At 31.4% G+C, this 23818-nt stretch carries 13 protein-coding genes; 5 read left to right on the top strand and 8 right to left on the bottom strand.

Features of this window, described 5'->3' with window-relative positions; genetic code table 11:
- Positions 1–55 precede the first annotated feature (55 nt).
- Positions 56–8266, top strand: a complete 8211-nt coding sequence (locus tag LACAL_RS12350; RefSeq protein WP_041301523.1) for a T9SS type B sorting domain-containing protein — start codon at positions 56–58, stop codon at positions 8264–8266.
- A 21-nt stretch (positions 8267–8287) separates the two neighbouring features.
- The gene (locus tag LACAL_RS12345) at positions 8288–9289 is read left to right on the top strand and encodes a type IX secretion system membrane protein PorP/SprF (protein ID WP_013871086.1); all 1002 of its coding nucleotides are present in this window, start codon (positions 8288–8290) and stop codon (positions 9287–9289) included.
- 4 nt (positions 9290–9293) lie between these two features.
- Here LACAL_RS12345 and LACAL_RS12340 read toward each other — a convergent pair whose 3' ends face one another.
- From LACAL_RS12340 to LACAL_RS12315, 6 genes are all read right to left on the bottom strand, one after another.
- Positions 9294–10103 (bottom strand): DUF1566 domain-containing protein, encoded by an 810-nt coding sequence (locus LACAL_RS12340; protein WP_013871085.1) that lies wholly within the window; start codon positions 10101–10103, stop codon positions 9294–9296.
- Positions 10104–10194: 91 nt separating this feature from the next.
- A complete protein-coding gene (locus tag LACAL_RS12335; RefSeq protein ID WP_013871084.1) occupies positions 10195–11514 on the bottom strand; it encodes a DEAD/DEAH box helicase in 1320 nt (439 codons plus the stop codon).
- A gap of 130 nt (positions 11515–11644) precedes the next feature.
- Positions 11645–13042 (bottom strand): NAD-dependent succinate-semialdehyde dehydrogenase, encoded by a 1398-nt coding sequence (locus LACAL_RS12330; protein ID WP_013871083.1) that lies wholly within the window; start codon positions 13040–13042, stop codon positions 11645–11647.
- 139 nt (positions 13043–13181) lie between these two features.
- A complete protein-coding gene (locus LACAL_RS12325) occupies positions 13182–14084 on the bottom strand; it encodes a YihY/virulence factor BrkB family protein (protein WP_013871082.1) in 903 nt (300 codons plus the stop codon).
- 21 nt (positions 14085–14105) lie between these two features.
- Positions 14106–15152 (bottom strand): NAD(P)-dependent alcohol dehydrogenase, encoded by a 1047-nt coding sequence (locus tag LACAL_RS12320; RefSeq protein ID WP_013871081.1) that lies wholly within the window; start codon positions 15150–15152, stop codon positions 14106–14108.
- Positions 15153–15173: 21 nt separating this feature from the next.
- Complete coding sequence (locus LACAL_RS12315) at positions 15174–15680, bottom strand: peroxiredoxin-like family protein (protein WP_013871080.1); 507 nt, start codon at positions 15678–15680, stop codon at positions 15174–15176.
- 182 nt (positions 15681–15862) lie between these two features.
- Between LACAL_RS12315 and LACAL_RS12310 the strand changes: the two genes are divergently transcribed.
- The gene (locus LACAL_RS12310; RefSeq protein ID WP_013871079.1) at positions 15863–16018 is read left to right on the top strand and encodes a YqaE/Pmp3 family membrane protein; all 156 of its coding nucleotides are present in this window, start codon (positions 15863–15865) and stop codon (positions 16016–16018) included.
- Between the two features lie 64 nt (positions 16019–16082).
- On the opposite strand, the gene LACAL_RS12305 is transcribed toward LACAL_RS12310, so the two are convergent.
- Positions 16083–16511 carry a PepSY-like domain-containing protein gene (locus tag LACAL_RS12305; RefSeq protein WP_013871078.1) on the bottom strand — a complete coding sequence of 143 codons (429 nt, stop codon included), beginning with the start codon at positions 16509–16511 and terminating at the stop codon, positions 16083–16085.
- A gap of 218 nt (positions 16512–16729) precedes the next feature.
- On the opposite strand from LACAL_RS12305, the gene LACAL_RS12300 reads away from it, so the two are divergent.
- Both LACAL_RS12300 and LACAL_RS12295 read left to right on the top strand, forming a co-directional pair.
- Positions 16730–19633, top strand: coding sequence for a PEP/pyruvate-binding domain-containing protein (locus LACAL_RS12300; RefSeq protein ID WP_013871077.1), 2904 nt, complete (start codon positions 16730–16732; stop codon positions 19631–19633).
- Between the two features lie 17 nt (positions 19634–19650).
- Entirely contained in the window at positions 19651–20973 is a 1323-nt protein-coding gene (locus tag LACAL_RS12295; protein WP_013871076.1) for a serine hydrolase, read from the top strand.
- Here the strand turns inward: LACAL_RS12295 and LACAL_RS12290 are convergent.
- Positions 20970–23804, bottom strand: a complete 2835-nt coding sequence (locus tag LACAL_RS12290; protein WP_013871075.1) for an Npt1/Npt2 family nucleotide transporter — start codon at positions 23802–23804, stop codon at positions 20970–20972. The genes LACAL_RS12295 and LACAL_RS12290 overlap by 4 nt on opposite strands.
- Positions 23805–23818: the final 14 nt, after the last annotated feature.

The raw sequence follows: 23818 nt of genomic DNA, 5'->3' as shown, positions 1-23818 counted from the left end.
TTGTTTTTATCTAAGCCTACTGGATAAAATAAAATTGTTAGTAAATCAGAAAAACATGAAAATCCCTACTTATGTTAAAGCAATATTTATTGTTTCACTACTTTTCCTTAGCCTCAAATCCTTTGGACAAAATTTTGAACCATTTACACCTAGATTCGATGAAGATTTAAAAGGAGATATAGTATTAATTGGTAATAACATTCTTGGCCCAGACAATAATGCCTTTAATAATAACTCTGTGTACAACCACAATGTTGATATGAATTATATTGATATTGATAGTGACAACACAACCTTTAGCTCTTCTAGTGCAGATTTAAACATACCAAATCCAAACTGTTATTTAATAAAATATGCAGGACTTTATTGGGGTGCTGTAAATCCAGGTAATGAACCCATTACAGATGTAAAATTTAAAGGTCCCACAGGAGGTTATAATGACATTCAAGGTACTGTTATATTTGATGCTAATGGCAACTCTGTCGATGGTGGAAATAGTTTTTCTTATGCGTGTTATGCAGATGTAACAGATATTGTTACAGCTTTTGGCTCTGGTACAGATTTAGGGACTTACACCGTTGCTAATGTTTCTTCAGGAACAGGAGAAACTTCTACTTTCAATCCATACAATGGCACAGGTCAATCTGCCGGTTGGTCACTATTTGTTGTTTATGAAGACCCAACACTACCTGGTAAATCTATAACAAGTTTCGATGGTTTTAGTGCTATTAGTGCTTCACAAAATCCAACTGCAGATATTCCAATAAATGGTTTTAGAACCGTACCTGCTCCTGCTCCGGTAAGAGCTAATTTTGCCTTTGCTACTTTAGAAGGAGATAAACCAATTACTGGTGATCAAATGTTACTTAATGGAGTCAATCTTTCTGCAGCAGATCGTCCAGCATTTAATTTTTTTAATAGTTCAGTTACTCAACTCGATGCAACACCGGTTAACAATAGAGTGCCAAACAGTACAAATACTTTAGGTTTTGATACTGGAGTAATGGCAATTCCTAACCCAGGAAATACTGTTATTGCAAACGATGCCACATCTGCAACAGTAAGGCTAGAAACCGCTGGAGATACTTATTTTCAATACTTTTTTGCCTTTGCTGTAGAAATTATTGAACCAAATATTGTTTTAACAAAAATTGTAGAAGATGATGCTGGTAATAATATTGGAGGACAAACAGTAAACTTAGGAGATTCGTTAAACTATGTTATCGGTTTTCAAAATACAGGAAACGATAATGCTACCAGTTTTCAAATAAGAGATGTTTTACCAATTAATATCATTTTTAATTATCCTACAGATTTGGTTCTTCCGCCAGGTGTAACTGTTGCTAGTTATGATCCTGTTACAAGAGAAATAATATTTAATATAGAAGATTATTTAGTTGAAGAAAATGATCCTGTTTATGAAATTAGAATTGAAGTTCAAGTCGTTGATAATTGTAATGAGTTAGCAGATGCCTGTTCTAACATTATTAATAATCAAGCGTTTGCAACCTATAATGGTTTTTATAACCCAACGTTTCAAATTACAGATGACCCTAGTTTAAATAGTAACACTGGATGTTTATTAACGCCACAAGCTACAAATTTTTTAACCGACTTAGATTGTCAATTCGTTCAAGATGAAATTCTATGTGGTTCAAGTTTAGAAATTACTGCGGCAGATGGCTACGATTCATATTCATGGTCAACAAGTCCTACTGGATCTCCTGTAATTGGCACAAATCAATCTATAACTGTTACCGAAACAGGAAGTTATTATGTATTTAACACGGCCATTGCACCTTGCCAATCTATAGAACAACAATTTAATGTTGAACTTTATGGTGGTGAAATAGATAATCCTGTTATACCGTATGCAGATGAGGTTGTTACCTGTCCTAACGATGGCGAATTACTTCCAAATATATTTTTATGTGGTGCCGAAGATTTTAGAGACATCCAAACCAATATCGCTGGTGCAACATCAATTATATGGGAACAATTAGACGAATCAAGTTGTGCTGCAGTTTCAAATCCAGATTGTGCAAATGAAGATAATGCCTGTGTATGGAATCAAGTGGCAACTGGAGCAGATTATATAGCCAATACAGCAGGTCAATTTAGATTAACCATTAATTATCAAGGAGGCTGTTTTGTTCAGTTTCATTTTAATGTGTATCAAAATTTATTAGAACCTACAGTTGTTGCTACAGATATTATTTGTACAACTCCTGGAAGTATTACTGTAAACAATGTACCGTCTGGCTATGAGTATAGTTTAGATAATGTTACATTTCAAACCAGTAATGTTTTTACAATTAATACTGCAGGTTATTACACGGTTTATATTAGACAAATTGGTATAGATACAAATCCATGTATTTTTACTGTATTAGATGTTCAAATTCGAGAACGCAATTTTACAGTATCGTCTATTGTAACTCAACCATTATGTCATGGTGAATTAGGTAGTATTTACTTAGCAGCAAATGATGTAGATCCACAATATTCTTTCGAGTTGTTTGAAAACGGAACTTTAGTAAATGATGTAGGTCCAATAGTAGATAATACTTATTCTTTTGAAAATTTAAATCCTGGAGACTATACAGTTACTGTTGAAACTGAAAATGGTTGTACTTATACTGAAGATATAACAATTACAGAACCACCATTGTTAACAACAACAGCTGCAATTACAAGTCCTTTAACATGTACTGAAGGAGAAATAACAGTATATCCTCAAGGTGGTACACCTCCATATTTTTACTTTGTAAACAGTACAACCGATTTTCAAACTGTACCAGAGATAGTAGTTACAACTGCTGGAGTTTACGACATTACTGTTGTAGATTCTAACAACTGTAGTGCTAACACTACCATTACTGTAGATATTATTCCAGAACCAGATTTTAATGTCGTTACAAATGATATTGCTTGTGCTGGATTAGACACTGGAAGTATTGAAATAAATGTAACAAACGCTAACGGAAACAGTATAGAATACAGTATAGATGGTGGCGTTACATTCTTTAATTCTCCAATATTCACTGGTTTAGGTGTTGGTAATTATGATGTTGTTTTATTATATACTGTTGGAACTTCAGTTTGTAATACAGATCCTCAAACAGTAACAATATCTGAAAGTGACCCTATTAATGCAACGGCTACGTTAACAACAGATTATACTTGTTCTACTAACGGAACAATTAGTGTAACTGCTGTTTCAGGCGGTAATGCACCTTACCAATATAGTATAGATGGTGTTACATTTCAGTTAGGCAGTACGTTTTCAGATTTAACTGCAGGTACTTATACAATTACTATTCAAGATGCTAGTAATTGTACACAAACAACTAATGATATTACAATAGATCCTCTAAACCCGCCAACAGATTTAACTTTTAATGTGTCGCCTATAACTTGTCCTTCAAACACCGCAGATGTTACCTTAACAACTACTGGAGGAACAGGTGCTTTAGAATATCAAATTATTGCTCCTGCATCAAGTGTAACAGCATACCAAACAGGAACCGTTTTTTCTGGCTTAGCTCCAGATACTTATACATTTCAGGTAAGAGACGAAAACGATTGTATTTATAGTGAATCTATCACAATAGATCCTATCGCAACTCCAACTGTAAATGTAGTATTAACTTCAAATTTAGATTGTACTGCAACACCAGATGCTGAAATTTTGGGCACAATTACAGGAACTGCACCTTATACATACGCTGTTTCTGTAGATGGTAGTGCATATACAGATTTAGGTACTACTCCATCTACATTTAACTATGCGACCTCAACACCAGGAACATATCAATTTCAAATTACAGATGCTAATAACTGTATTGCAGAATCTAATAGTATTACCATAAGCCCAATTTCTCCTCCGGCATTAAGTGCTGTAGTAGAATCACAAAGTGTTATTTGTAATGGAGATTCAAATGGCTCTATAGATATAACTATTGATGATACTGTTGGTACAGCACCATTTACAATTAATGTAAATAACGATACAACTGGTGTTAACTATGGCACACAAACATCTGGTTTAAATGCAGGAACCTATACTGTTACTATAACCGATGCTAATTCGTGTACGGGAACAGATACCATTACAATTAATGAGCCAGATCCTATAGTAATGACTTTTGATACCGTAGATATAACATGTACAAGTAGTGGTGTTTCTCAAGGTTCGGTTATTGTTACTTCCGTTACTGGCGGAACGGCTCCTTATAATTATTTTGTTACAGGAACAAATGGATATTCAAATTCTGAATTAAACAATACAGGATCTACCTCTGTAAGTTTTGATGTTGTAGATTTTGGTTTATATGAAATTAATATAGTTGATGCTAATGGATGTTCTATTTTACAACAAGATGTATTAGTAGCTTCTCCTCCAACAGATTTGGATATAGATATTACTACAACTGTAGATTGTACAACTGGTGGTGAAGCAGAAGTAAGTGTTGGCTCTACTTTAAGTAGTACAGGTCCATTTTATTTTAGCATTTACGAAGGTCCAAGTACTGTATATCCTACAGGAACATGGTTGCCAGAAGATAGTCCTGGAAGTCAATCAGCCACATTTACAGGTTTAACTTCTGGAGTAACATATACATTTATAGTTTATGATGAGTCTACAATGTGTAGTTATTATGAACCTGCTACTACTCCAATCCCAACAAACTCTACATTAACAGTAGATGCTGTAAGTGCAAATAACATTACTTGTACAGGTAGTGCAGATGGAAATGTTTCTTTTACTGTAAATAGTGTTTATAGTGTAGACACTTCAATTTCTTTCGAAATTTTCGATTCTTTATCATTGCAAACTACAGGTGTTACAGGAACTGGTACTGTTACTGCTAATGGTTCTTTTACACAAACAAATTTAGGTCCGTTACCTTTTGGTAACTATTTTGTTTCAATAACAGAAACCTCAGGAACAAATGCTGGTTGTGGTATAGTAACAGCTCCTTTTAATATTACAGAATCTGCTTTTCTGTTAAGCTTAACAACTTCTGTAGATCAAAATGCCAATTGTAACCCTAATTCTGGAGTTATAAGTGCTGTGGCACAAAACGGAACTGCTCCTTATCAATATCAAATAACAACAACAGCTACTACTCCAACAGCTACAGATCCTGCGTGGGCAACAGCAAGTACATTTAATGAAAATGCTGGAAACTATTACGTACATGTAATAGATGCTTATGGTTGTATTATTTCTAGTCCAGTAGTTGTATTACCAATGGATGATTCTCCTGTAATTTCGGCTACAGTCGATAACTTATGTACTACAGATGAAGGTGATTTTGAAATTGATGTTACATTAGATAATCCAGGAATTGCTCCATATAGTTTTAGTATAAATGGAGGAAGTTTTCAATCACAAAATGCTCCGTTTACAATTTCAAATTTATTTTCAGGAACGCATACTATCGAGATTCAAGATGCAAATGGTTGTGGTAATACAGTAACTGTTAACATTCCTGCTCCAATAACTGTTACACCAAGTGTAACTGCATTACCGACTTGTAATGATAATGATGGAGAAATTACAATAGATGCTTTAAATGGTTCTGGATCATTTAATTATAGTATTAGTCCAAATCCTGCTTCTATTAGTTTAAGCGGAAATGTATTCTCTGGAGTACCTTCAGGTGTATATGTTATAACTGTTACAGATACTGTTACTTCTTGTACAGAAGATGTTACTGTTTCATTAGCTTCTGCCACTGCTCCAACATTTACTACCTCACCAACTGCTGTTATTTGTTTTGGTGATAATTCTGGAACTTTCGATATTAATGTAAGCGGTTATTCTGGAGCTTATACCTATAATGTTTATAATGATTTTGGAACTTCAGTTACTGGTGTTGTAAATGCAAATACATCTACAAACCCGCTTACTGTAACAGGAATGCAAGCAGGAACTTTTTCAGTAGAAATTATAGAAACCGAAAGTCCATTTTGTTCTGCAATTTCAACAGTTGTTATAGCTTCTCCAACTCAAGCATTAACATTAGCTCTTTCAGAAACTTCTAATGTTACTTGCGATAATAATATAGGAACAATAACAGCAGTAGCTTCTGGTGGTTGGGGAAATCTAGAATATGAATTAACTGGTGATGCAACGGTCCCGTACAGTACTAATGGTGCTTTCGAAAACCTATCTGCAGGAACATATACCGTAAATGTGAGAGATAATGAAGGTTGTATAGTTTCAGAAAGTATTACATTAAATACTCCGCAACCTATAAACGCCACATTTACAGCTAGTGCAAATACTGTAGATTGTTTTGGAGACCAAGATGCAAGTATTACAGTTAGTAACGTCACTGGCGGACAAGGAACAAATTATACTTATACATTAAATACAGATTCTCCAACAACTAGTATTTCTGGACCACAAAACAGTAATGTGTTTAATAATTTAGGTGCTGGAACATATTCTGTAACTATTACAGATGGTTATAATTGTGAATTAAACTCACCAACTATTATTATAAACGAACCTACACCTATTACTGCTAGTTTAGTTAACTCTAGTACGCAAACTTGTCCAATAACTTACGAACTTACTTTATCAGCCAATGGTGGGACTGGTATTTACAGTTACAGTAATACAAGTAATTTTGCTAATATTTTAGGTGCTTTTACAAATAGTACCACAATAGCTGTTACACCAGGAACATACCAATATTATGTTAGAGATGCTAATGGCTGTGTTGCTAACGTTTCAAATGAAATTACTATAGACACTCTACCAGATTTAGTTATTAATTTAGAAAGTGATAATCCAACTATAAACTGTGCTGGTGATACTAACGGAAGTATTGTTGCAACCGCTCAAGGTGGTTTAGGAAACTACACTTACGAATTAGAAGACGCTTCTAACAATATTACTACTACAACAGATAGTCCAGCATCATTTACAGGATTAACAGCAGGAACATATACAGTAAATGTAATTAGCGATAACTGTTTAACAACGTCTGAAACTGTAACAATAACAGAACCTAGTGCTCCATTACAAGTAGATTTTGTTGTTAATGAAATTACCTGTAGCGGTAGTAACGATGGTGGAATTGAAATTAACGCTTCTGGCGGAACAGGAATTATTAAATATGCTATTTCACCACAATTAGATCAATTTTTTGATACTAATATATTTGAAAACTTAGCACCAGGAACCTATCAATTTATCGTACAAGACGTATTAGGATGTTTCTATACAGATACCTTTACAATTACAGATCCAGTTCCGGTAATTCTGCAAATTGTTCCAGATTCTATGTTTGAAGAAACTTGTGAAGGCGAAGCAAATGGTGCCTTTAGCGTAGATATTTCTGGCGGAAGTCTACCTTACAGTGTCGTATTAGATGATATTAACGGAACATATACCGTTGGAACAGCGACACAAACTATTTTCGACTTTACCAATTTAAATGGTGGTGACCACATAGTTTACGTAGCAGATAACCAAGGCTGTAGAACCGAATGGAATATTACTTTTCCTGAAGCTGTAAGAATAAATCCAACAGTAGAAATTGAATATTTATGTGATGACAACGCGTTAAGCAATACAGTAACTGTTTATGTAGATGAAAGCATTACAGATACAAGCGTATTAGCTTATTCATTAGATGGTATTGGCTCGCAAACTAGTAACGTATTTACTAATGTAGATTATGCAGGTGGAGCAGAACATTATATTGAAGTTACTCATGATAATGGTTGTGTACAATACACAGACTTTTTTACAATAGAAAATTATCAACCTCTTGCTTTAAATTTAATTGAAGGTGATGAACCTGGTGAAATTATAGCTCAAACTACTGGTGGAACTGGTGGCTATACATATACGTTTAATAATGAAAACTATGGAAGTGAAAATGAATTTACGGTAACACAAGTTGGTACATACACTGTTATTGTTACAGATAGTTTAGGCTGCCAAGATGAAGCTTCAATTGAAATAGAAATTATTGGACCTTGTATTCCTAATTACTTCTCTCCAAATGGAGATGGAACTGCAGATACTTGGGCTCCTGGTTGTGTAGACGATTTTCCAGATTTAACTTTTGATATTTTTGACCGTTATGGCCGTAAAGTTGCAACTTATAGAGTTGGTCAATATTGGGATGGACGTTATAATGGTACCGAGCTTCCTACTGGTGACTACTGGTATGTTGTTAAACCAAATAGCGAACTTCTAGAAAAAGAATACGTAGGACATTTTACACTATATAGATAAAAGAACTAAAAACTTATTATTATGAAAAAACTAGCATTATATATCGTTCTTTTTATTGTTTCTAATAGTTACGCACAAGAACTTAATTTACCTGTTTGGACACAATATTTAGCAGATAATGATTTTGTAATCTCTCCTACTTATGCAGGAATTGGAGATAATTTAAGAATTAGGGCTAATGGATTAACACAATGGGTTGGTATTAAAAACGCTCCAGACAATCAAGCACTTTATGCAGATTTTAGAATTGCTAATCGTTCTGGAGTTGGTATTACTTTGTACAATGATAAAAATGGAAATACAAGACAAAAAGGAGCTAAATTTTCTTTTGCTCAACACCTTGTATTAGATTCAAAATCTCAACAATATTTATCTTTTGGTTTATCATACAATATAAATAGTTTTAAAATTGATATTGAAAATTTTGAAGGTACAGAAGAAATGCCAATTGTAGATCCCAGTATAACAGATGATAGATCTATAAACAACAATAACTTTGATGTTGGAATATTGTATAGATATAAAATGTTTTATTTAAGTCTTAATGCAAATAATATTTTAGAAAAAGACATTGATGCTTTTACAGGAATTGAACCAAGTAAACTTTTAAATTTTCAAGGTTACACAGGTTATATTATTCAAACTAAAAAAAATACCGAAATAGAACCTTCTATTTTTTACCAAAGGTATAATAATGATGGACGTTCTAGTACAGACATTAATTTTAAATACAGAAAATTTAATCGTAAAGGAGATTATTACTGGATTGGAGCTTCTTATCGTTTTTTAAACGATCAAATTGGAAAACCTTTAAATATTGGACCTATGGCAGGCGTAATGAAAAGTGGTTTTTACTTAGCCTATTCGTACCAAATGACTATAAATGATTTATCTGGATATAATTCTGGAACACATTCTGTTACCATTGGTATAGATTTTCTACAAGGCATGAGTGATTGCCCATGTACTCAAGGAACAAGTTGGAGAAAATACAGAGGCGCTGGTTTAAACAAAAAAAATTAATAACTTAACTTATCCGTTTTTTTAAAATTAGTTTTCGTTCGTTTTCAATTTCAATAGCGCTAACTGTTCTAACAAAAAGTATATGAAATTTACTGTCAATCTTTTCATCAGATTGGCAGTATAACTCATTTGAAATCCAGGCACAATTAGAGCCTGCTTGGTCTGCACTCCAAACATTATAATTTTTTGAATTTACTTTAAAACCAGGAAACAATTCTGTTTTAAGTGCTAATAACGCATTAGAGTATTCATTTCTATTATTTACTTCTATAGCATTTTTATAGTGTAATGTTTCTAACTCTAGAGATGTTGGTAATCTCCAATTGCTATTGTTTGCAAAAGCCACTTCGCAGTTTCCTTTTTTATAATTATGTGAATTAATATCAATATCAAGGCAATCAACTTCTTTGGTATTTTTATAATATTCTCTATAAATACCTTCACCAAAAAGACTACTTGCATCTCTCCAATTAACAGCTATTGGCTTTCCTTCAAATGCATTGCCGTTCCATTTGGTTCCCCAAGGCGCCCGAATCCAACATAAATAATGTTTAGTATCTGTAACTGTTCCATTAGTTTTTATATGCCATTTACCAAAATACTTGGTGTCTATTACGCGTATATCAATTTCTTGAGTAAGATTATAATAATTACCAAAATTGGTGGTTTTTAATCGCTTTGCTAACTGTAATATTGAAGGCTGTTTTTTTTGAAAAAAATGTTTCGAAATATACCAAGATGCTAAAACCCCTAAAATTAAAGGTGCTACAATTGAAAAAGCACTTGAAGTAATAATTTTATAAATTTCATCCATATCTTTAATTATTAATAATTAAAGATATAAAAATATCAACACCTCATAAGTATATAGCCCTAATATTCAGTCAATTAATAGTTGATTAAATTTAAATAAGTGTTACTCTAACTTTTTTCTTTTTTAAACGCGTATTGTTTGTACTTGTAATAATGCTATTTACTTTAGATTTTGGAACTGCTACAAATGCACAGTCTTGTTTAAGTTCTATAACACCTAACTCGTTTCTTTCCAGGTTACCTTGTTTAAAAAATAAACCCGCAATATCACCTTTAGAAATTTTATCTTTTCTTCCTCCAGAAATAAATAATGTTGACCAATTACTGTTTATGTTTGAATGTTTTCCGTTTAATTTTTCAATTTGAGAAGTTGTTATAAATTCTGGTAAATATTCATTTTCCCATTGTAAAACATAAGCTGTTCCTTTTGCATTCATTCTAGCAGTTCTACCATTTCTATGTGTAAACTCTTCAGCTTTTAATGGTAGTTGATAATGAATGATAAAGTTTAGTTCTGGAATATCTAAACCGCGTGCTGCCAAATCTGTTGCTATTATTATTTGATGTGTTCCGTTTCTAAATTTTATAAGAGCACGTTCTCTTTCAATTTGTTCTAAACCACCATAAAATGTACCGTGCGGAATATTATTATCTTCTAAAAAATCACTTACAAATTGTATTGTATCTTTAAAATTACAAAATATTATTCCTGGCTTATTTCCTATTTGGTGTATTAAATCTACTAAGGTTTGAAGCTTATTTTTATCTGGAGAAATCACTTTTTTAATTTCTAAATTTGAAATTTTAGTATCCAAATAATCAATAGTAATTTCATTTTCTAAACCAACAAATTTAGGAATTTCCATATCCTGAGTTGCTGAGGTTAAAACACGCCTTTTTATGTTTGGTAAGCTGGCAAGAATTTCACTCATTTCTTTTTCGAATCCAATTTCTAGAGATTTATCAAATTCATCTAAAACTAAAGTTTTTATATCTTCAATTATAAAAGTTTCACGCCTTAAATGATCGGCAACACGTCCTGGAGTTCCTATTAAAATTGCCGGCGCATGAGCTAATTCTATTTTATCTTTAGAAAAAGGTCTTCCTCCATAAACAGCATTTGCTTTAAATCCTGTTCCCATTTCACGAATAACTTGTTCTATTTGTATTGCTAATTCTCTAGAAGGTACCAAGATTAGTAATTGTATATTTTCTACATTGGCATCTAACTCTGCAATGGTTGGTAACAAAAATGCAACCGTTTTACCAGTTCCTGTAGGCGATAACAACACTGTATTTGCTGTAGAGTTTATAGATAGCTGTGCCTCTTCCTGCATAGGATTTAACGCTTCTATATTTAGTTTAGCAAGAATTTGTTTTTGAGATTTAATGTCGTTTTTACTAATGCCCATTACCAGATAAAATTTTCACAAAGATACTTACATTATTTACAGAAAGCACCTATGATTTGTTTGAGTTATTTATATAAAAAAAATCTGCAGAAAGTGATTCTGCAGATTTAAAATATTATTAATAGAATTTTTATTTCTTATTATTTAATAAAATTGATTTTGTGTTTACAAATTCATGAATACCAAATCCTCCATGTTCTCTACCATATCCAGAATTTTTTATACCACCAAAAGGCATATTTGGATGCGCTAAACCAAAAGAATTTATATTTACCATTCCTGTATCGAAATGATTTTTAGCTAAGTCTATAGCTTTATCTTCGTCTTCTGTAAAAATGCCACCACCTAAACCAAAACGACTATCGTTTGCAATGCGCATAGCGTCTTCATTATCTTTTGCTTTAATTAGTGATGCAACAGGACCAAATAGCTCATCATCATAAGCTGGTTGTCCTGGAGTAACATTATCTAAAACAGTAGAAGGATAATAATAGCCTTTTTCTTCTGGTATCTCACCACCACAAAGTGCTTTAGCTCCTTTATCTATACTCTCTTTTACTTGATCGTGAATTTTATCTCTTAAATCTTCTCTTGCCATAGGTCCTATTTTAGAATTTGAATCCATTGGATCTCCATATGTTACGTTACTTATGGCTTCTACAAAACCTTTTTTGAAATCTTCGTATACGCTTTCTACAACAATAAAACGTTTTGCTGCGACACAAGTTTCTCCATTATTATAAACTCGACCTTGTACACATGTTTTTACTGCTTTTTCAATATTTGCATCATCAAGTACTAAATAGGCGTCATTACTACCTAATTCTAATACTGTTTTCTTTAACGCTTTACCTGCATTTTCTGCTACTTTTCTACCTGCTCCAGAACTACCAGTTAAGGTTACACCTCTAACAAAGTCGTTTTTTATAATTTCATCAGATGTGCCGTGATCTATAATTAATACTGTAAATAAATTTTCTGGTAATCCTGCTTCTTTAAATATTTCTTGAATTTTAAGTGCACACCCAGTAACATTTTTAGCATGCTTTAATAACACACCATTTCCAGCCATTAAGTTTACAATTGCGTAGCGAATAACTTGGTATAAAGGAAAATTCCATGGTTGAATACCATAAATAACTCCTAATGGTGAGTACGTAATAATACCTTTGCCTCCATTTGGCAATTCTCTTTCTTCATCTTCTAACTTTTTTAAACCTTGAGTTGCAGTATACTCGCAAATACCAGCACAAAGCTCAATTTCTTGGTGACTTTGCTTCACTAATTTACCCATTTCGGTAGTCATTAAATTAGCTAAGTCATCCTTATTAGCTTTTAGTTTTTCACCAATAGCTTTTATAATTTTTGCTCTATCTTCTAAAGATTCTGTTTTCCAATTTAAAAAAGCACTATTACAGTTTTCTACAGCTTTTAATGCTTCTTCTTTAGACATGTATGTATAACTTTTTATTACTTGTTCTGTTGCTGGGTTTATTGTTTTAAACCCTTTTTCAGTATCTCTTTCCATAGTTTTTATTTTATTTTTTCTTGATTGAAATAAAATTAAACATCTTCTAAAGCATTACCAATCACTTTAAGAAAAGCTTAGGATGCTAAATAGCATATGTGCTAACATGTTTTCTAAATGCGCACAAGCTGCTAATTATTTATGATTTTAGTGCTTTATTTAAAAGATTTGAAACATCTTTTTTATTTACATATTCATCTGAATATATTTTAGTAAAATGAGCTCCAAATAATAGTATTAATGAAGAATATGAAACCCATAACATAATTAAAATTATGGATCCTGCAGCACCATAAGTTGAACCAGGTTCCATTTCACTAAAATAAATAGCTAATAAATATTTGCCAATTAAAAAAAGAACGGTAGTTAACAAAGCTCCTACTTTTACGGTTTTCCAACTTATTTTTGCTGATGGTAAAAACTTAAACATAGCAGCAAATAGCAAGTAGATAAAACCAATAGATATTAAAAAATCGAATATGAATAAGAAATCTAATAGATTTTCTGGTAAAATATTTTCTAGGCGTTTATTAAAGGTACTTAATAATGAGGTTAAAATAAAACTTGTTAGTAACAAGAACCCTATAATTAAAATGAAACCAAAGCTTTTTAATCGACTTACAATTGTTGCTACAATACTATTTTCAAAGTTTGATTCGCTTTCCCAAATATTATCTAAAGCAGATTGCAACTGAAAAAACACACCTGTAGAACCGTAAATTAGCGTACCAACACCAACAATAGTAGCAAAAACCGATGTCGTTTCACTACCTTTTTGCACAATCATTAATCGTATAGACTCTGCCGTATCTGGACCAATTGCTTTTGTAATTTCGTTTAATAACTCGCCTTGCACAATATCTCTTCCCCAAATACCGCCAACAATATTTAAAATAATAATTATTAATGCAGGTAAAGATAGTATTGCATAGTAAGCTACTATTGCACTACGCTCAAAAGGTTTGCCTTTAAACCAAGAACTACCAGCTTTTGCTAGTAGTTTTGGTAATTGAATAAGTTTAAATTTTTTGGAATCACTCATTAATTATAATTTCATTTCTATTTATTTTAGACTAGACATATCTATAACAAAACGATATTTAACATCACTATCTTGTACACGTTCAAAAGCTTTGTTTATGTCTTTAATTTCAATAAGTTCTATTTCACTTGTAACATTATTATCTCCACAGAAATCTAACATTTCTTGAGTTTCTTTAATACCACCAATTAAGGATCCAGCTACTCTTTTTCTACCCATAATAATATTACCACCATGCATAGGCTCTAAAGGTTCAATTGCTCCTACCATTACCATTGTTGAGTCTCTTTTTAACAACTGCAAATAAGGGTTTATATCATGTTTTACTGGTACTGTATTTAATAAAAAATCGAAAGTTCCATGGTGTTCTTTCATTTCATCTTCATTTTTAGAAATTAATACAGCATCTGCTCCTAGTTTCTTGGCATCATCTGCTTTATCTGGTGATGTGGTAATCATATATGTTTCGGCTCCCATTGCGTGAGCAAATTTTATACCCATATGCCCTAAACCACCAAGACCAATTATTCCTACTTTATCTCCTTTTTTTACATTCCAATGGTTTAAAGGTGAATAAGTTGTTATACCAGCACATAATAATGGTGCTACAGCTTTTAAATCTAAATTTTCTGGTACACTAACTACAAACTCTTCTCGTACAGTTATACTTGTAGAATAACCACCAAATGTTTGTTTACCTGTATGTTTGTTCTCACCGTTGTAAGTACCTACCATACCTTTTTCGCAAAATTGCTCTAAGTCATCTTTACAAGCGCTACATTCTTGACAAGAATCTACCATACAACCAACGCCAACTAAGTCTCCTTTTTTATATTTTGAAACCTTATCTCCTACTTGCTTGACTTTACCTACAATCTCATGACCAGGAACCAAAGTATATGTTGTATTTCCCCAATCGTTTTTTGCTGCATGAATATCACTGTGGCAAACACCACAATATAGTATTTCTATTTCTACATCATTTTCTTTAAGATCTCGACGTTCTATTTTTATTTGTTTTAAATCTGCTTCTTTACTTTCTGTTCCGTATGCTTTTACTTCTGTCATAAATTCTTATTTAATTATTGATTATGCTTCTCCTCTTGCAGGATAATCTTCTTTTAAAATAAAATCTACTCCACCTAAAATATCTCTTAATGATGGTCTTCCAAAAGGCATAGATTGTATATCTTCCCAATACACTTTATGTTCTTTATCTAATAAAAATAATCCAGGTTCAGTGAAGTATTCTGGTTCTTTTTTTATTCCTCCAGAAATAAATAATCCCCATTTTCGAGCTTCATCAATAGGAAAACCATAGCCTAATGGAATATCATCTATTTCCCAATCTTTATAGGTTTCTTTTGCTACTGCTTCAGTATCAGAACTTATTGCTATTACATTAATTCCTCTTTTAGAAAATTTTTCAATATGCTCTTGTACTTCTTCTAATTGCTCTTTACACTTTGGACAATGCTTTCCTCTATAAAAAAATATTACTGTAAAATGTTCTGGTGTTTGTTCACTTAGTTTCCAAACGCTATCATTAACTAAATTTATTGTAAGTTCTGGTGCTTTTTCTCTTGGCTTTATCATAATTATTTTTTTTAAATTATTAGTTAAAAGTAAATTTAGACACAGTAGCTAGTGTATATTATCTCATTTGCAATTAAAGTTTGTTTATACGGTATTTTATGAGTTAAACATATCTTAAATATACCTGCTAATACCCATGTTTTTCAATATATTTAAGATAAACAATTTAAAAACAACCTTTTATGTCATTACTAACAATCATTTTAAATTTATTATTACCACCAGTATCTGTTGCTATGCAGCATGGTATTGGTAGTAAGTTTCTAATTAATTTAATACTTACTTTAATTGGCTGGTTACCTGGCGTAATTCATGCATTTTATGTGAGTCAAGAATAAAACAAAAATAAAAAAAGGATGGCCATATGACCATCCTTTTTTTTATTTAAACTATTTTCTGGAATTATAATTCTTCACCTGATGCTCTATATTCAACATCTTTGTTTTTACCTTTTCGCCTAAATTCTACATCGTAAAACTCTCCTTTAGTAGCAGAATCTACTTTTTCTACTTCGGTAATATGTTCATCTCCATAATTATCTTTAATTGCTTTTCTAATTGCTTTTGGTAATTCTTTTTTCTTGATACTAGTTTCGGTCTCTATCCAATCTCCATTTGGTGAAAAATCTGCTCGATATTTAATACCATCTATCTTAAAGTGCGACTCGTAATTTCCGTGAGCATCAATTTCCCAATCAGGATCATTTTCTCCTGGATATTTAGCTTGAAATGCTTCTTGTACCGCTTTTGGAGCTTGACTTTGAACTTTTTCTTGGCAACCAAAAAATGCCATTAAAAAAGTTGCTATTAGTACTATCGATTTGCTTTTCATAATCTAAAGTTTAATTAATTATTAATGTAAAACTAAATATTAGAAAATAATTGTTTTATAATTTTATCTTAAAAACTTAGCTATTAAGAATAGATTAACTAAAATAACAAATACTATATGCGATTGCATTAAATATATTTATTAAATTAAAGTAAAATGCAAATATTCAATTACCAAATAGAATACTTTTGTTTCTTTATATAAAACTAAAAACTACAATGCTTAAAAATACCTTTTTCACTTTTATTTTGTTTTATGCTTTTATTAGCTATAGTAATGCTCAACAACGCACTACTAAACAAATAAAAAATTTAATTGAAACCTATAAAAACGATCCTCGTGGTCCATACCATCGTATTAAATGGTTTTGTAAAGATGGTACAGAAAGAGAACCTAGAGATCCATGCCCAGACGATATTGGTGGAGGTATTCAACATGCTGCATTTAAAACCACTGCTCTAGATTTACGCAAGACAAATAATTTATATTTTGGTGAAATTATAGCAGCTTTAGAACCAAAAGATTTTTTAGACCACAACAATAATTATAGTCGTTTAAAACAATATCAACTAGGCAAGTACTTAGCAAGTGTAGATAATGGTTGGGTTTTGCAAAAAGCTCAATTTTATAGAGGAGCAATACAAAGTGAAGATGAAGAAGCTTGGGGAAAAGATTTTTTTGAATGGTTACTAAAAGATGAGCAAATTATAACCTCTAAGTACTATTTACTAAGGCAAGCCTTAAAAGATATACCACATAATGGAGATGATAATATAGCACAGCTAATGCGTAGTCAAAGTAAAACACTATCTGAAGATTTAAAATCTTTCATGGATATTAGAATAAAAATTCATGGACAACCAGAAGTTACAGATATAAAACTAGTTAAGGATTATATAGCTAATAACACTATACCTAATGATTTAAAAAAAGGTTTTGACGAATTAGTTGAAACCATGTATAAATTTTATTCTCCTATAGATTTTTCAAAATTAGAAAAGGAATTAAATAAACTACCGGTTTCAAATCCAACAACTTTAAAAATTAAAGCGTTTATAACATCTAACAAAAACCAAAAAACATCGGCTTCATTTGTTTCTGAGATTGCTTCAATATTAACCGAAATACGTGAAAATATACTAAGCTATAAAAATAGTAAACATAGACTTCAGCTTTTAGATTTATCAAACCAATTAGAACATACTTTACTTACCGAAACTCAAAATTGGCAAATTAATACCGTTGGCGAAAGTTTAGATAAAATTAATGCTCTAACCTGTGCTGCGATGGGAACCGGTTTAATTGAAATTTGGGAATATAATGCTATTGAAAATACACTCAATAACAAAATTGCGCAAAACAATTTAACTTTATATGAATTAAACCAATTACTAACCACAAGCCGCAGTGTTGTTGAGTGGAGCGCATCTACCGTTAAAGCAAATTATCAAGATATTGTAGGTAAATATACTGCTTTCGAGCCTTTATCTTATGGTTTTATAGACGATCGTATAAGAAGTAGTATTGCATTAAATTTAGGTGAAACAGTAAGTTTGTTTGGTGCCTTTATTGCCAAAACGTCTCATATAAATAATAGTGTTATGGCTATTGAAAACCAAAGTGCAATACGTGGTTTAAATCCTGGTTATGCCTATGGCGAATTAGTTGTTGTTGATGGTAACCCAGATAATATTGAGGTTAACACTAATAAAATATACATTTTTGAAAAACCACCACACGATTTAAAACCTGTTGCAGGAATCATGACCGTGTCTGAAGGTAATTTGGTTTCTCACGTACAGCTACTTGCCAGAAACCTTGGCATACCAAATGCTGCGTTGTCTTATAACAACTTAAAAGAATTAAAAAAACATAATGGTGAAACAGTATTTTATGCAGTATCTAACAAGGGAAATGTAATTTTAAAAACTGAAGATGATATGTCTTCAATCGAAAAAAAACTTTTCAATAAAAAGGAAAGAAATAAAAATGTAATTGCTGTTCCTGTAGATCAAATACGATTAGATGTTTCTAAAGTTATTAATATGCGTGATGTAGACGCTAGTGATTCTGGTAAACTTTGCGGACCAAAAGCAGCCAATTTAGGAGCTTTAAAAAAAATGTTTCCAAAGCAAGTTGTTGAAGGTATAATAATTCCTTTTGGGATTTTTAGAACGCATATGGACCAACAAATGCCAAATCAAAATAAAACCTATTGGCAGTATTTAAATAGCACTTTTAATACAGCTAAAGCCATGCGTGAAGCAAATAAAAGTGATGAGGTTGTTGAGAAATTTCAATTAGACGCTTTAGAGGTTTTGCACAAAGCAATAATAAATATGCCTTTAGAGGCTGCTTTTTTAAATGATATGAAATCAAGCTTTGCTTCGGCCTTTGGAGATGCTATTGGTAATGTTCCTGTGTTTTTACGAAGTGATACTAATATGGAAGATTTAAAAGAATTTACTGGTGCAGGATTAAACCTTACACTTTTTAATATTAAAGCTGAAGATGAAATAATAAAAGGCATTAAACGCGTTTGGGCAAGTGCATATACAGAGCGTAGCTTTAAATGGAGACAAAAATATTTAAGTAATCCCGAAAATGTTTTTCCTTCAATTTTAATTATTCCTAGTGTAGATGTAGATTATTCTGGTGTAATGATTACTAAAGGTATAAACTCTGGTAATGATGAAGATTTAACCGTTGCATTTAGTCGTGGTGCTGGTGGCGCTGTAGATGGACAAAGTGCCGAAACACGCTTAATCACTTCAAAAGCCAATGTACTATTAGCTCCAGCAAGACAAAGCGATTACATTAGACTACCAGATTATGGCGGAACTAAACAATATACCACTAGTTTTGAAACACCAATACTAAATCAACAAAACATTAAAGATATTAGAACTTTAGCTTCAGAAATTAGAAAAACTATGGCTAAACATAATGATGATGCTAAACAAGCTTACGATGTGGAATTTGGTTTTAAAAATAATAAATTATGGTTGTTTCAAATTAGACCATTTGTAGAAAATAAACAAGCTAAAAGCTCTGAGTATTTATCTTCTATTGCTCCAAATACAGATTCAAAACAAACTATTAATCTTTCAGAAAAATTATAAAAAAATAATACGTATACATGAAAAAACTATTCTATATAACCATTAGCCTTTGTATTTTAATTTCTTTTGGCTTTATATCTTATCCAATAGATGGTTACCAACGTACAGGAATAAAACGTTTATATCAACTGCAAAAAATGCAAGAAGATAGTGTGCCTTATAATCGTATTCCTTTTGGTGCCTATAAAAAACTTGAAGACATAAAACTTAATTTAACCTCTCGTGCTACAGATAGTTTAAATACTATACTTGTAGATGATGATGATTTTATGCGTAAAATTAAAAGATTAATTCCTGGCGGAAACTACTCGGTTGCAGTTTTAGATATGTCTAATCCAGATGATTTAAAATACGCATCGCACAGAGAAAATGTTGGATATCAACCTGGTAGTGTTGGTAAAATAGCAGTGCTAAATGCTGTATTTACCCAAATGGCAAAGGTTTGCCCAAATTGGGATGATAGAATTATGTACTTAAAAGACATTAAAGTTTCTGCTCGTTATTGGGGAACTGGAGATCACCACACCATACCTATTTATGATATAGAAAAAGATAAATTGGTTAAAAGACAAGTTGTTGCTAGCGATAAATTTTCACTTTTTGAATGGTTAGATCATATGGTTTCGGTTAGTAATAATGGTGCTGCAAGTGTAATGTATCGCGAAGCCATGCTAATGGCCGCTTTTGGTGCAGATTATGTTAATTTAACCGAAGAAGAAGGCGAAAACTATTTTAAAAACACTAAAAGAGATAGCTTAACAAGCTTAGCAAATACTGTAGTTAACCAACCGTTACGTGAATTAAGTATTACTGAAGATGATTGGAGACTTGGTGGCATGTTTACAAGACCTGCAGGAAAATATGTAGGTAGAAAAGGTGGTAGTATTGGTACGCCAAAAGGTTTAATGAAATGGCTTGTAAAATTAGAACAAGGTAAAATTATTGATACCAAATCTAGTTTAGAAATGAAACGCCTACTCTACTCTACAGACAGACGTATACGTTATGCAAAATCTAATAGATTAGATAGTGCTGCTGTATATTTTAAATCTGGCAGTTATTATAAGTGTGACAGAGAAAAAAATCCAGATTGCAAAAGTTATGCAGGAAATGTATTTAATTATATGAATTCTGTTATTATTGTAGAACACCCTAATAAGGGATCAAAATATATTGTGTGTTTAATGTCTAATGTACTAGACAAAAACTCTGCTGGAGCACATATGTATTTAGCTAGTAAAATTGACGACCTTATTGAAAAAAATAACGAAAACTCTGATGCTAAATTAGATGAAAATTTTAAAGATAAAGACGACGAAGACGATACAGGAGATAATTAACGTCTCACATCTGTAAGGCTCTCAATTGTTGAATATGCAAAGAATTTTACGTCCTTATTGCGATGCTTTTTTAAAGGCATCACGATTGGGACGTAACTTTTATCATCTAACACCTTAATGAGGTATAATATCTCTAGCTTAACGCGCTTACCTCTACGTTTAAGTAACATGGCCAAATAAGCTTTTTCTGGTATTGTATTAAGTTTTAATACCGTAGATTCAAAATTATCTTCAGCAAAAACAGTATGTTCTACTAAAGGAAAAACTTTAGATTTTAATTGTGCATTTAGCAAATTATCTAAAAACTCTAAAGCATTTACTCTAGCCTCTTTAACCTCACTTAATAAACCAGAATAAGTTACGCCAATATCGGCTTCATCATAAACAAGACTTAAAAGTTTAAAAATACATTGCAAACTGGTTTCTAGTTGTTCTTCTAAAATATCTATTAAACTTTGTCTTGCTATTAAAATTTCGGTATCACTATCGTTTTTAGGTTCTAAAACCACTTCTTGATTAATAGTGTTTTGAATAGATGCTATAGCATCTAGAGTAGATTTATAATATTTACTTTCTCTTATAATTTCTCTTCTAAAAATGCGTTTATTAAAAAATAAATCTGGATTTTTTGTTCTAAGTTTTAAAAGACTTTTTGATGATTCTAAACGAATTACAATATCATTACTTTTAAGTAAATTTAATAATACTTTTACCGAGTTTTGAGATTTAAACGAACCTACAACTTTAGGTAGATGTTGTTTAATATTGTCTTGTAAATCTTCATTTTTATCAAACTCAAGAATGGTTTTTGTAATACCTAATCCATAATTTCTTAGTGCTTTTACAGCGGTTTTTCTAAATTCTTTTTCTGGTAAAAAATGAAGTAAATCATCAACAAATCTTTGGCTAGCGGTAATACCTGCTGCCTTAATAGCTTGTTTTACTATATAAGGATTTCTGTTATTTAAATGTACAGTGATAAACGGATAAAACTTTTCTATTCCAGCGTACGCAATGGTAATTAACAATTCTCCAACAGCTTCTTTACGGCTAAAACCTTCTGGTGTATTTAACGTACGTACACGATCTGCAATTCTAGAATGTAAATTATATTTTACAGATAGTTTTTTATTATTTTTTGCTTCAATAGAAAGACACAACAAAGCAGCATTAGAAATATAATCTGTTTCATGGTTTAAATATTCATCAAAAAATTGATTGGTATTTATATACGAATGATGAATAATATAATTTAAAGCAGTATACACCAAATCATCATCTTTTTCTTCTACTAACGCTTTAACTTTATAAAGAGCTGTACCTTTATCGTATTGAAACAATTGCTTTATAGCTTCCGTTTTAACCGTATTTGAAGGATGATCTAGTAAACTTATAATACTATCCTTTAAAGGTATTAATTTATATGTGGTTAGCTGGTTTAATAAACTTAGTATTTCGGCCTCTGTACCAGAATTTAATATACGTCTTGCCGCTATTAGGGTTGTTTCGTATTTACGTTTTTTAGGTGTTTTTTCATGTTCTACTAATGTTTTTTGAATATTAACTCTAAACGAATTAAAATAAGCTTCACGTAGTCTGTAAATTAAAATTATCCAGATAAATACAAAAAGTAAAATAATAACGGTTATATAAGCTGTATTTAGCTCTAGTTTTCTAATTAAAAATATTAATAAAAAACCTGCTACACCAGTAGCAACACTATCTACAGCTACATCTATAAAAGACTTTGCTTGATTTTTAATATTTAAAGGAATAGGCATTATAGACAATTCTACAGCCGCTTTATTTAGCGATTGCTTAAAACTCCCATCTATACCTTTTATAACAACTAATACCCATAATTCTGGAAAGGTTAAAAACAATAAACTTCCTAAAGCAATGCCTAATGGTAAAATTAATAATGTAGATGAAACGCCCAGTTTACTTAAAAATCTATTAGTTACAAATAACTGAAGTGCTAAGGCTATAACATTAAATGTAGAGAACCAAAAACCAAAAAATGAAGCCAATTCATCTGAATCTGATATGGCTTTATTTGCAAAATCACTAAATTGAAAATCTATTAACTTTGCTACAATTACACTTATTCCCGTTATTAATGCTAAATAAGTTAAATGTTTGGATTTTAGTATAAGTTTAAATGAAGGTACTTGCGCATTTGTATCATTATAAACGCGTTGTTTCCTCACATAAGTTGTCATTTTTTGTATACGAAGTGTCCAGATTTTTTTTATAATTGGAATGCAGCATAATATTAAAATTGCAGCCAATAAAATTGCAAATTTGTTACCATAAGTTGAAACAATTAAACTGGTTAGGTAGCCACCAAAAACGCCTCCAGCTATTGCTCCTGCTCCAATAAAACCAAATAACCGTTTGGCTTCTCGGGCATTAAAAACCATATTAGCTAAAATCCAGAATTGAGACGTAGCAACTACAGCAAATAACGAAATACTTAAATAATAAAAATATAGTATCCAATTAAATAACACATTAAAATGTAATACTATACTTAAAACTATAAACGCTAAACTAAATACTATTAAAGATACTATTGTTACGCGTAATAACGAAAACTCTCGTATTGCTTTATTATAAAATATAGTAGTAATTACAGCTACCATTGCAACTAACAAATAACCATACGGTAAACTATCTGCTCCTAATTTATTTACAAAAAGGGCATTTACCGTTGGTTTAACTATTAGTAACACAGTTATTATTAAAAAGATATAAAACTGCATTAAAAAAGAGATGTATATTTCACCATCTCTTAGTCCAAATGTTTTATTAAAAAGTTTTTTTAGCAAAGGCTACTATACTT

It is taken from the genome of Lacinutrix sp. 5H-3-7-4, from assembly GCF_000211855.2.
In the GTDB taxonomy this organism is placed as follows: Bacteria; Bacteroidota; Bacteroidia; order Flavobacteriales; family Flavobacteriaceae; genus Lacinutrix.
Note: the sequence above shows the minus strand (reverse complement) of the source record. Positions and strands in the feature narration are given on the sequence as shown.